An 11,386-nucleotide genomic window follows, 5' to 3' on the forward strand; every position below is an offset into this window, starting at 1 on the left:
GAGGGTGATGGGTAGTCTCGGGTGCATGGAGACAGCACTTGCCACCCACGGCTTGGTGAAGCGTTTCGGCGCAACCCTCGCCGTGGACAACCTCGACCTGCGGATCCCCGGCGGTCATGTGTTCGGTCTCGTCGGCCCCAACGGGGCCGGCAAGACCACCGCCATGTCCATGATCTGCGGTCTGCTCCGGCCTGACCACGGTCGTGTGACGGTGCTCGGTCACGACGTGTGGCGGGACCCGATCGGGGCCAAGGCCCATTTCGGGGTCCTCCCGGACAGCATGCTGCTGTTCGACCGGCTGAGTGGCGTGGAGCTGCTGCGCTACAACGGGAGGCTTCGCGGTCTACCGCGCGACCTGGTCGAACAACGGGCCGGTGAACTGCTCCACGTGCTGGGACTCGCCGAGGACGCCAACAAGGTCGTCGCCGACTACTCGGCAGGGATGACGAAGAAGATCTCCCTGGCCTGCGCACTCATCCATGCGCCCCGGCTGCTGATCCTCGATGAGCCCCTCGAGGCCGTCGATCCCGTCTCCGGACAGGTGATCCGTACCCTGCTGCGGGACTACGCCCGAGGTGGCGGTGCCGTGCTGCTGTCCAGCCACGTCATGGAGCTGGTGGAGAACCTGTGCGACGGGGTCGGGATCATGGCAGGTGGTCGGCTGCTGCTGACGGGCACCGTCGCCCAGGTGCGCGGTGACTCGACGCTGCAGGACCGGTTCGTCGAACTCGTCGGTCAGGGCCGCATCCCCGGGGAGGAGACACTGCAGTGGTTGCGACGCTCCTCGCTGTGAGACTCCGGTCCCAACTGAGGGCCCTGACCTCCAACGTGGCCTCGGCGGTCGGTGTCGGCATCCTGGCCCTGATGATGCTTCCCGGGATCGTGGCGCTCACCGTCGGTCTGCTGCTCACCGGTTCGATCCCCGAGTGGCGGCCGGTCGCGATGGTCCTGGCAGGAACAACCGTCGTCACGGTGTGGTTGCTCGGCTCGGTGATCTTCTTCGCCATGGATGACTCCCTGGCCCCGTCCCGGCTGAGTCTGCTGCCCCTGCGGCCCGGGCAGCTGTCGCTCCCCCTGGTGCTCACCGATCTGGCCACCCTGCCCGGGATCTTCACCCTCATCGTCAGCATCGGCCTGATCGGTGGCTGGGCGACGGGCACCGCAGAACTGCTGGCGGCCGTCGTCATGACTCCCCTCGGCCTGCTCACCGGCCTGGTCTCGGGCCGCATCCTGGTCACCGCGTTGGGGAGGATCCTCAACAACCGGCGCTCCCGGGACGTGATGTACGTCGTCATCGTCCTCCTCTTCGTGGCACTGGCATGGCTGCCCTCCCTGCTCGCCTCCTCCCGGGGGATCACCTTCGAGCTCTCCCCGGCCGGATTCGCCCCGATGGCCGATCTGCTCGCCTGGACCCCTCTCGGTGCCCCCTGGGCACTCCCCGGTGCCGTCGCGGTGGGAGCCTGGGGAACGGCCGGGGCCCAGCTGCTCGTGACGGTCTCCTTCCTGGCCGTGCTGTGGGTGGTGTGGACGTGGCAGCTCGGGCGGAGCCTGGTCTCACCGCTTCCCAGTTCGGGGGCGGCCGAGGAACAGGTCTCCTGGCCCTGGCTCGATCGGCTCCTGCCCGGCTCCCCCGCAGGGACCGTCGCCGCACGGATCCTGCGGCAGTACCGGCGGGATCCCAGACGGTTCCTCTCCCTCATCATGATCTCGCTGCTGCCACTGTTCGTGATCCTCGTGCAGCAGGGCACGTCGGAGCTTCCCCTGGGCCCGGCACTGCCGTGGCTGGTCGTGACGCTGGTGACCTGGGTCTCCGGTCTGGGATGTCTGCAGGACACCTCCTACGACGGCTCGGCCCTGTGGACGCACGCCGTCTCGGGGATCCGGGGCCGTGACGACCGACTCGGACGGTTGATCGGCAACGCGGTACTGCTGTGTCCCAGCCTCTGCCTCACGGCAGTGGTCGCCGTCTGGGCGACCGACCAGTGGGCGGTGCTCCCGGCACTGCTGGGCCTGGGCTCGATGGTGCTGCTGATCGGGGCGGGGATCGGTCTGTTCGTCTCGGTCTTCCTCACCGGCACCCTGCCCCCGCCGGGCAGCAGCCCCTTCGCCTCCAGCATGAAGGGTCAGGGCTCCGCCTTCCTGGCGGTGCTGCTGCACTCACTGTGCCTGTCGGTGGTCCTCGCGCTGTGCGTGCTGCTGGTGCTCGGGCTGAGGGGTGCACCGTGGCTCGGCTGGGTGTACCTCGTCGTGGGACCTCTGGTGGGAGGCGTGGCGGCCCACGGCCTGTGTCGCTGGGCCGGTCGATGCCTCGATCAGCGCTGGCCGGAACTGGTCCACGCGGTGACCTACGAGAAGTAGCCCGTCAGGCCATCATCTGCGTGCCGACCAGCGCCAGGTAGAACATCCGCGCCAGGAAGAACACCCCGACGGCGATCCCGACGGCGATGAGGGGAACCAGGGCCCGCTGCCACTTCTTCCAGCGGGTGGACGGCACGGCCTGGGGGCCCCAGACGCCGACTGCGGGCTGCGCACGCAGCGGGGTCCGGGCGTTGAGATTGAGGTCGGACGTCTTTCGCACCACGGCAGTCTAGTCCTCGACCAGGTTCTCGGGTGCGAGTCGGGCGGCCTCGCGGAGTGACTCGAGCTGACGAGGGATGTCAGGGATGCGCCAGCCCGCCATCCCGCAGGCCGTCGTCAACACGACCTGCCTGACCACCGCCGCCGTCCCCAGCTCCAGGGGACGCAGCACTCGCAGGGTCTCCGCCAGTACCGCATCGATCGGCTGCACCCTCCCTGATGCGGTGTCGACCACGCCGAGTGCCAGGTTCCCTCCGCCCTGCGCCCATTCGACGAGGCGGTCGATGCCGGCGCCACGGAACAGGCGGGAGTCAACCGCAGCCGTGCGGAACCCGGCCCGCTCGGCCGTGACCAACCAGTCGCCCGGGGCACAGCAGTGGAGCCACGCACCGTCCCTGAACGGGGCGAGGGCCGCCGTCAGATCGTCCCGGTGCACGGCCCGGTGCCGGCTGAACCCCGAGGAGGTGTCGATGTCGCCCTGCCCGACTGCGACCAGCATCGGTTCGTCGACCTGCAGGATCACCTCGACCCCGGGAAGTCGACGTGCCAGCTCGGCCCGCAGCCGCGCCCACCCCTCGTGGAGGGCTTGGGCCACCTCGTCGCGGGCCCCGTGATCGGCGAGCAGCCGGTCCCCGTTCGGCCGTTCCACGGTGGCTGCCAGGGTCCACGGTCCCGCGAGTGCGATCTTGAGGGGACCGGGGAATCCCTGGAGCAGTTCCTCGGCGTCATCCAGGTCCCGTCGCCACTGTGCCCGGGCCCGTCGGTGATCCGCTCCCGTACCGTGGATCAGTCGCCACCCTGCCGGTTGCAGATCGAAGCCGAGGTCGTCGATCACCCCGAGGGCCCGACCGATCATGTCGGACCCGATGCCCCGGTCGGGCAGCTCCGGCCAGGGCAGTGGGTCGGGCAGCAGCTCCGTCATCGCGGTCAGGGCACCACGGAAGTCGTCACCCGGCAGGGACCCAGCCGCCGTGACCCGGATCACCGGGCGCTCCTGATGATCGCGGAACCGACCACACGGGTACCGTCGAAGAACACCATCGACTGCCCCGGTGCCACCCCCTGGGTGGGGTCGTCCAGGGTGACCCTCACCCCCTCATCGGTGGGTTCGATGAGTCCCGGCAGCGCTGCCCCGTGGGCCCGGTACTGCACCTGGCCGTGCAGGGGCCCGGTGAGCGGTGCCTGTGTCCAGGTGACCCGGATCCCGTCGAGGAGACGGGCGGCCAGGGCCTCACGGGGCCCGACGACCACGGTGTTCGAAGCGGGTTCGATCCGGAGCACGTAGCGTGGCCGCCCGTCCGGGGCGGGCACCCCGAGGTCCAGTCCACGCCGCTGGCCGACGGTGAAACCGTGGTGCCCCCGGTGTGAACCGAGCCGTGTGCCCGCCTCATCGACGACCGGACCGACCTGTTCCCCGAGATGCTCCCTCAGGAAACCCTGGGTGTCACCATCGGGAATGAAACAGATGTCGTAGGAGTCCGGTTTGGTGGCCACCCTGAGGCCGAGTGCCGCGGCCTCGGCCCGAACCTCGGGTTTGGGGGTGTCGGCCAGGGGGAACAGGCTGTGACGCAGCTGCTCCTGTTGCAGGACTCCCAGCACGTAGGACTGGTCCTTGCGTGGGTCACCGGCGCGGTGGAGCTCGACCTCACCCTGGTTGATCTCGAGCCGGGCGTAGTGACCTGTGGCGACCGCGTCGAAGCCCAGGGCCAGACCACGCTCCAGCACGGCTTCGAACTTGATGCGTTCGTTGCACCTCAGACACGGGTTGGGGGTGCGACCCTCGCGGTACTCGGCGACGAAGTCCGCCACCACGGCGTCCTGGAACTCCTCGGAGAAGTCCCACACGTAGAAGGGGATGTCGAGGAGGTCGGCGGCGCGTCGGGCATCGTGGGCGTCCTCCAGGGAGCAGCATCCTCTGGAGCCCTCCCGATAGGGCTGCGGGTTGCGGTTGAGGGCCAGGTGGACCCCGGTCACCTCGTGCCCGGCCGCGACGAGACGTGCAGCGGCAACGGCGGAGTCCACCCCACCTGACATGGCGGCCAGCACCTTCATCCGGCTCCCCTCCTTCATGGGCACAGGCCCTGGATTCTACTTGGCCGTCCTGGCCCGGCCGAGGATCCCGGGCAGCACCTCACCCAGCCGCGTGATGTCGGCCCCGGTGCTGTCGTGACCCAACGAGAAACGCAGTGCGGCGGCAGCGGCGGCCTCGTCACGGCCCATCGCCAGCAGCACCTCGCTCGGAGCCTGCACCCCGGCGCGGCAGGCGGCTCCTGCCGCCGCGTCGATCCCGGCCTCGTCCAGCAGGAACAGCAGATCCTCCGCCCGGGTGCCGGGGAACGTGACGTTGACGATGTGCGGGGCGGCATCCTGGGCGCCGTTGAGCTGCCCACCCAGGGCGAGGCACAGCCCACGCAGTCGATCCCGCAGCCCGGTGAGCCGGGCGGCCTCCTGCTCCAGTCCCGCGGTGGCCATCGTCGTGGCCGCCGCGAAGGCCTGGGCCAGGGCGACGGGCTGGGTACCGGAACGCAGCCGCCCCTCCTGACGCCCTCCCAGCCCGAGCGGGGCGACGGCGGTACCACGACGCACCAGCAACGCGCCGATCCCGACGGGACCACCGATCTTGTGGGCGGACAGACTCATCAGGTCGGCACCACTGTCGTGGAAATCGACGAGGACGTGCCCGAGGGCCTGCACGGCATCGGTGTGGAACCAGGCCCCGACCCGGTGCGCGTGCTCCGCCCACTCCCGGATCGGCTGCCGGGTCCCGGTCTCATTGTTGACGTGCATGACCGACACCAGGGCGACCAGCGGGTCGAGCATCTCGACCTCCTCGGCAAGGACCCTCCCCTCGTCATCGACCCCCAGCAGCTCCGCACCGTGGGCCCGTGCCTCCGCAACAGCAGGATGCTCCACCGCCGAGATCAGCAGCCGGGGTCGTTCGGGGCGCGCCCACCGGGAACCCAGCACCGCCAGGGTGTCGGCCTCTGACCCCCCGGAGGTGAAGACCACCTCGGAGGGCTCGGCCCCCACCGCCGCAGCGAGTTCCTCCCGGGCCTCCTCCAACCGACGTCGCGCGCGCTGCCCGGTGCGGTGGAGCGAGGACGGATTGCCCCCTGCCAGCAGTGCCTCGGCCAGCACCTCCCCCACCGCCGGACGCAGGGGCGAGGTGGCCGCATGGTCGAGATAGGTCCTCACCCCGACACCGTACCTTTTCAGCACGCTTGGGCCCCAGACGTCTGACGAGTTGTGGCAAAATGGATCGGCCCTGTCGTCGGATGAGGAGTGGAATCGCATGTTTCTCGAAGCCATCGACACAACTCGCCTCGGGGCACACGTGGCGACCGGTGGCGTGAACTTCGGGCTCTGGGCACCCCACGCCACCCAGGTGGAGCTGGTCCTGATCGACAACCGCAACGACCAGCACAACATCGACATGAACCGGGGCGAGCACGGCATCTGGAACGTCTTCGTCCACGGCATCGGCCCCGGCCAGCTCTACGGCTACCGGGTCCACGGGGAGTGGGCCCCTCATCGGGGGCTGCGATTCAACCCGGCCCGGCTGCTGCTGGATCCCTACGCCAGGGCCGTCAACGGCGGGGTCGACTACCGAGGCCCCATCCATGACCACATCTCGACCGACACCTTCGAGCTGAACTCGACGGATTCCTTCGGAGCGGTCCCGCTCGGTGTCGTCGTCGCGGACACCCCGCCGCCCCCGCCGGTGGTCGGTGGTCGTCGGCCGATGTCGGAAACCGTCCTCTACGAGATGCACGTGCGTGGCTTCACGAAGATGCATCCCCTGGTCCCGGAACATCTCCGCGGTTCCTTCGCGGCCCTGGCCTACCCCGACGTCATCGACTACCTGCGCGAGACCGGGGTCACCGCCGTTGAGCTGCTCCCGATCCACCACTTCGCCTCGGAGCCCTTCGTGGCCCACAAAGGACTGCGCAACTACTGGGGCTACAACACCTTGTCCTATTTCGCGCCCCACGCCTACTACGCCACCCGGGGCACCGTCGGCAACCAGGTCGACGAGTTCAAGCAGATGGTCACCGCGCTGCACGAGGCCGGGATCGAGGTGCTCCTGGACGTGGTCTACAACCACACCGCCGAGGGCGGGCACGAGGGGCCGACGTTGTCCATGCGCGGTATCGACCATGCCGGGTACTACCGACTGACCGGGGATCTCCGGGACGACTACGACGTCACGGGCTGCGGCAACTCCCTCAACACGGCGACACCGATGGTTCGGCAGCTCATCATGGACTCGTTGCGGTACTGGGTGGAGCACATGGGGGTCGACGGGTTCCGCTTCGACCTGGCGACCGAGCTGCTCCGCAACGATCAACACCACGTGGATCACCAGCACCCCCTCAAACAGCAGATCGACTCGGATCCGGTGCTCTCCGAGGTGAAACTGATCGCCGAGCCGTGGGACATCGGGCCGTACGGCTACCAGGTGGGTGGTTTCGGACGCAGGTGGTCCGAGTGGAACGACCGGTTCCGTGACCATGCCCGCGACTACTGGCGGGGTGCGGTCCACGGGGTGCAGGAACTCGCGACCAGGCTCTCCGGTTCCCCGGACATCTTCAATCACGAGTCCGGGCGCACCCCCCAGGCCTCCATCAACTTCGTGACCGCCCACGACGGGTTCACGATGCGCGATCTCGTCAGCTACGACGTCAAGCACAACCTCGCCAACGGTGAGAGCAACCGCGACGGCAGCGACAACAATCGTTCCTGGAACCACGGCTTCGAGGGTGAGACCGATGATCCGGCGATCAATGACCTGCGTGCCCGCCAGGTGCTGAACCTCCACGCCACCCAGGTGCTCGCCGCAGGCACCCCGATGCTGGTCGCCGGCGATGAGTTCGGCCGGACCCAGAAGGGCAACAACAACGCCTACTGCCAGGACTCCCCCCTGAGTTGGGTCCACTGGGACATCGAGCCCCGGTGGTCACAGGTGCGCCGACGCCTCGTGGCGCTGCTGCGACTGCGTGCCGAGCATCCCGCGCTCCGACCGGACGCCTACCTCCACCACACCGAGCTGCTCGACGCACTCGGGCGTCCGCTGGGCCGCGTCGATCTGGCCTGGTTCAACCAGGCCGGGGCGGAGATGACCGAGCAGGACTGGTACGACGGGGGACGTCGCCTGCTCGGGATGTACAGCTCCACGACATCCGAGGCGTTCCTGGCCTACTTCCACTCCGGTGCCCTCCCCGTGGAGGTCACCCTGCCGGGCACACCCTGGGCCTTCGGCCTCAGGGTCGTGTGGCACTCCGGTGAGGATGGCGAGTTCCCGGCCGAGGACCTGGCCCCGGGGAGCGAACTCACCATCCCGGGACGAAGCGTCGTGCTGCTGGGCTGCACGGTACCCACCACCGCCGACGACGTGCACGGCATGTCGGTACCGATGTCGTCGTGAGCCCACCGTGGACACGCAGATCGCGCTGGACGAGGGTGGGGCCCGGAACCACTTCATGGATGCCCTGATGTCGGCCGCGCCACCCGCCCGGGGTGCGGATCCCCCGCGAGGACTTCCTGCGCCGCACGTTGAAGGAACACTGCACGTCGGCGGAGATCGACGCGGCCGCGGCCACCACCCCGGCGCAGGCGGGGCTCTCCCCCGCCCTGATCGAGAAGCTCGCCAAACAGGCGGTGCGCAGCGAGAGCACCCGGGCCTCGGCCTTCTCCGCCGCCACCGGACTTCCCGGCGGGTTCGCCCTGCTCGGGATGGTTCCCCCGGACGTGGCCCAGAACCTGGCCCACGTGCTGCGGGTCTCGCAGAAACTGGCCTACCTCCACGGCTGGCCCGACTTCTTCGACGGTGATGAGTTCGACGAGACCACCAAGGGGATCCTCACGCTGTTCAGCGGCGTGATGTTCGGCGCCTACGGGGCGACCCAGGGGATCTCGAACCTGCTGGCGAACCGGGTCGCCTCCGAATGGCCGAAACGAGCACTGTCCCAAGGAGTGCTCTACCCAGTGGTGAACCGGATCGCCACCCAGCTCGGGCTGCGGATGTCCAAGGAGGCCTTCGCCAGGGGGGTCTCCAAGGTGGTTCCGGTGCTGGGTGGCCTCGTCAGTGGTGGCTTCACCATGGCGACGTTCTGGCCGATGGCGAGTCGGTTGCGCCGTCACCTGGCGGGGCTGGAGTTGGCCCAGCCCTCACCTGGACAGACCTGACACGGTGGTGTCCCGGTGGCTCGAACCACCGGGACACCACCGTCGAGTGCACTCAGCGGATGACGGCGGCCAGCCCCATCTCCGCATCGCTGGACAGCAGCGGATGGGAGGGCACCACGCGGGCCAGGCAGCCGATCTGCCCGGCGTAACGGGTCGGGACCTCGGCCACGAACCGGGTCACCCCGTCCGCCTCGCTCACCGGGGTGGTCGGGTACTTCCGGATGTCGTGCAACTGGTCCTCGTTGTCCACGTCACCGAAGATCAACTGGACCGAGACGTCCTCGGCACGCAGCTGTCCCAGCCTGACGTCGACGGTGGGACGCAGCACCGTGCCGGTCTCCAGCTGCCCGGTCACCCCGACGTCGAGACCGACGACCTGCAACGAGTGCCAGTCCCGACGCACCCGCTCCTTCCAGCTCGCCAGGTCACCTGCGGCGGTGTGGTCGTCGAGCGCGTGCAGTGAGCTGGCCGCCGGGGTGTAGTACTCGGTGACGTAGTCACGCACCATGCGGGAGGCGAGGATCTCGGGGCCGAGCTCGGAGATGCAGTCACGCATCATCTGCAGCCACTGAGCCGGGTTGCCGTTCGCGTCGAGCGTGTAGAACCGCGGGATGATCTCGTTCTCGATGATCGAGTAGAGGAACTCCGCCTCGGCGGCGTCACGCTCCGCCTGGTCGGTGATGCCCTCGGCGGAGGGGATCTCCCACCCGAACTCGGGCGCGTAGAGCTCATCCCACCAGCCGTCCCGGATCGACAGGTTGGCTGCCCCGTTGAGCGCCGCCTTCATGCCGGAGGTACCGCAGGCCTCGTAGGGACGCAGCGGGTTGTTGACCCAGACGTCACAGCCCGGGTAGAGCGGGCGGGCCAACGACATGTCGTAGTCGGGGAGGAAGACGAGTCTGCCCCGCACGTCCTCCTGGTCGGAGAACTGCACCATCTCCTGGATGAGCGACTTGCCGATGTTGTCCGCCGGGTGCGCCTTGCCCGCGATGACGATCTGGATCGGGGTCGTCGGGTGGTTCAGCAGTGCCTTGAGTCGTTCCGGATCCTTCAGCATCAGCGTCAACCGCTTGTAGGAGGCGCCGCGACGGGCGAAACCGAGGGTGAGCACCCGGGGATCGAGGGCGTCCCTGGTCCAGTCAGCCGGAATGCCGCGGGTCCGACAGGCCTCGGCGAGACGACCACGGGCCATCTGGATCATCGACGAGCGGAGCTGACGCTTCAGGCCCCAGAGGGTGTCGTCGTCGACCCGCTGGATCGCGGACCAGTCGTAGCCGTCGATGACCGTGCTCGAGTCATCGGTGTGCGCCTTGAGGATCTCGAGCAGCTCGGGATGGATCCAGGTCCGGTGATGGACACCGTTGGTCACCGAGCCGATCGGCACCTCCGTGGCGTCGAAGTCGGGCCACAACCCGTTGAACATGTCGCGGGAGACCTCGCCGTGCAGCTTCGAGACACCATTGGCACGCTGGCCCAGCCTGAGCCCCAGCACCGCCATGTTGTACCGACCCGGGTCCCCGCCCGGGTAGGTCTCGGAGCCGAAGGACATGATGGCATCCAGCGGCAGGCCCGGATCGAAGGAGGCGAACTGCCGTTCGATCAGCCCCTTGTCGAAACGGTCGATGCCCGCGGGGACTGGGGTGTGGGTGGTGAAGACCGTTCCTGCCCGGGTCAGTTCGATCGCGGTGGGCAGGTCGTGACCCTGCGAACGGTACTCACGGATCCGTTCGAAGTTGAGGAACCCGGCGTGCCCCTCGTTGCAGTGGTACACGTCCGGGCAGGCGTGCCCGGTGATCTCACAGTACCGACGCAGCGCACGGACACCGCCGATGCCGAGCACGACCTCCTGGGCCAGACGGTGTTCCGTGCCGCCACCGTAGAGTCGGTCGGTGATGTTGCGCGACTCCGGGTCGTTGTCGTCACGGTCGGTGTCGAGCATCAGCAGTGGGATCCGGCCGACGGAGGCCACCCAGATGGAGACGTTGACCTGCCGCCCGTAGACCTCGACGCTGATCTCCTGCGGATCACCCGCCTCGTCCACGAGGCGAGCGACGGGCATCTCGGTGGAGGACAGGATCGGGTAGCGTTCCTGCTGCCAACCGGCCGCGTTGAGGGACTGGCGGAAGTAGCCGTACCGGTAGAGCAGGCCGACCCCGATGAGGGGCAGGCCGAGATCGGATGCGGCCTTGAGGTGATCCCCGGCGAGGATTCCCAGTCCGCCGGAGTACTGCGGCAGCACCTGGGTGACACCGAACTCCGCGGAGAAGTAGCCGATGCCCTGCGGGGCGTCACCGTGCTCGGCCGCGTAGCGCTGGAACCACAGGTCGGCCGACAGGTAGTTCGTCAGGTCGTCGTGGAGGAGTTCCACGTTGCGGGCGAAGACCTTGTCGTTGCTGAGCTGCTGGACGCGCTCGGCGTCGACGGCGGACAGGAGCTTGAGGGGGTCCTCCCCGGTCTCCTCCCACAGTGACGGATCGATGGCCCGGAACAGGTCCCTGGTCTCCTGGTGCCATGACCAGCGGAGATTCTTGGCCAGTGCCTCGAGCTTCGAGATGCGCTCGGGCAGAACAGGATGAACGGTGAATCGTCGGAATGCACGCACGGGGCAAAAATACAGTGCGTC

The 11,386-nt window shown here is 68.5% G+C and carries 9 protein-coding genes; 4 read left to right on the plus strand and 5 right to left on the minus strand.

Translation table 11 applies throughout. From position 1 onward, the window contains the following. The first annotated feature begins 25 nt into the window (after window positions 1-25). Together EII34_RS01925 and EII34_RS01930 are read left to right on the plus strand one after the other, a co-directional pair. Window positions 26-793 (plus strand): ABC transporter ATP-binding protein, encoded by a 768-nt coding sequence (locus EII34_RS01925; RefSeq protein ID WP_260425010.1) that lies wholly within the window; start codon window positions 26-28, stop codon window positions 791-793. Beyond that, window positions 790-2,358: a hypothetical protein gene (locus EII34_RS01930; protein ID WP_124842317.1), complete on the plus strand. Its 1,569-nt coding sequence runs from the start codon at window positions 790-792 to the stop codon at window positions 2,356-2,358. The genes EII34_RS01925 and EII34_RS01930 overlap by 4 nt, the downstream gene beginning before the upstream one ends. A gap of 4 nt (window positions 2,359-2,362) precedes the next feature. Here the strand turns inward: EII34_RS01930 and EII34_RS01935 are convergent, their stop codons facing one another. From EII34_RS01935 to EII34_RS01950, 4 genes are read right to left on the minus strand one after another with little or no spacing between them, the layout of a single operon-like run. Further along, window positions 2,363-2,578, minus strand: coding sequence for a hypothetical protein (locus EII34_RS01935; protein ID WP_124842318.1), 216 nt, complete (start codon window positions 2,576-2,578; stop codon window positions 2,363-2,365). 9 nt (window positions 2,579-2,587) lie between these two features. Further along, window positions 2,588-3,562: a uroporphyrinogen decarboxylase/cobalamine-independent methonine synthase family protein gene (locus EII34_RS01940; RefSeq protein WP_124842320.1), complete on the minus strand. Its 975-nt coding sequence runs from the start codon at window positions 3,560-3,562 to the stop codon at window positions 2,588-2,590. Then, window positions 3,559-4,629 (minus strand): tRNA 2-thiouridine(34) synthase MnmA, encoded by a 1,071-nt coding sequence (gene mnmA / locus EII34_RS01945; RefSeq protein ID WP_124842634.1) that lies wholly within the window; start codon window positions 4,627-4,629, stop codon window positions 3,559-3,561. The genes EII34_RS01940 and mnmA overlap by 4 nt, the downstream gene beginning before the upstream one ends. A 36-nt stretch (window positions 4,630-4,665) precedes the next feature. Further along, window positions 4,666-5,772 (minus strand): cysteine desulfurase family protein, encoded by a 1,107-nt coding sequence (locus tag EII34_RS01950; protein WP_124842322.1) that lies wholly within the window; start codon window positions 5,770-5,772, stop codon window positions 4,666-4,668. Between the two features lie 97 nt (window positions 5,773-5,869). Between EII34_RS01950 and glgX the strand changes: the two genes are divergently transcribed. Both glgX and EII34_RS01960 read left to right on the plus strand, forming a co-directional pair. Then, the gene (gene glgX, locus EII34_RS01955) at window positions 5,870-8,002 is read left to right on the plus strand and encodes a glycogen debranching protein GlgX (protein WP_124842324.1); all 2,133 of its coding nucleotides are present in this window, start codon (window positions 5,870-5,872) and stop codon (window positions 8,000-8,002) included. A gap of 92 nt (window positions 8,003-8,094) precedes the next feature. Further along, window positions 8,095-8,763, plus strand: coding sequence for a hypothetical protein (locus EII34_RS01960; protein WP_124842326.1), 669 nt, complete (start codon window positions 8,095-8,097; stop codon window positions 8,761-8,763). Between the two features lie 52 nt (window positions 8,764-8,815). Here the strand turns inward: EII34_RS01960 and glgP are convergent, their stop codons facing one another. Next, the gene (gene glgP / locus EII34_RS01965; RefSeq protein WP_185711121.1) at window positions 8,816-11,365 is read right to left on the minus strand and encodes an alpha-glucan family phosphorylase; all 2,550 of its coding nucleotides are present in this window, start codon (window positions 11,363-11,365) and stop codon (window positions 8,816-8,818) included. Window positions 11,366-11,386 lie beyond the last annotated feature (21 nt).

Source organism: Arachnia propionica (genome assembly GCF_003859805.1).
Taxonomy (GTDB): Bacteria; Actinomycetota; Actinomycetes; order Propionibacteriales; family Propionibacteriaceae; genus Arachnia; species Arachnia propionica_C.

Bases quoted from the DNA above. Each gene is read 5' to 3' on its own strand.
- EII34_RS01925 (WP_260425010.1), top strand. From the start codon at position 26: ATGGAGACAGCACTTGCCACCCACGGCTTGGTGAAGCGTTTCGGCGCA.
- mnmA (WP_124842634.1), bottom strand. From the start codon at position 4,629: ATGAAGGTGCTGGCCGCCATGTCAGGTGGGGTGGACTCCGCCGTTGCC.
- glgX (WP_124842324.1), top strand. From the start codon at position 5,870: ATGTTTCTCGAAGCCATCGACACAACTCGCCTCGGGGCACACGTGGCG.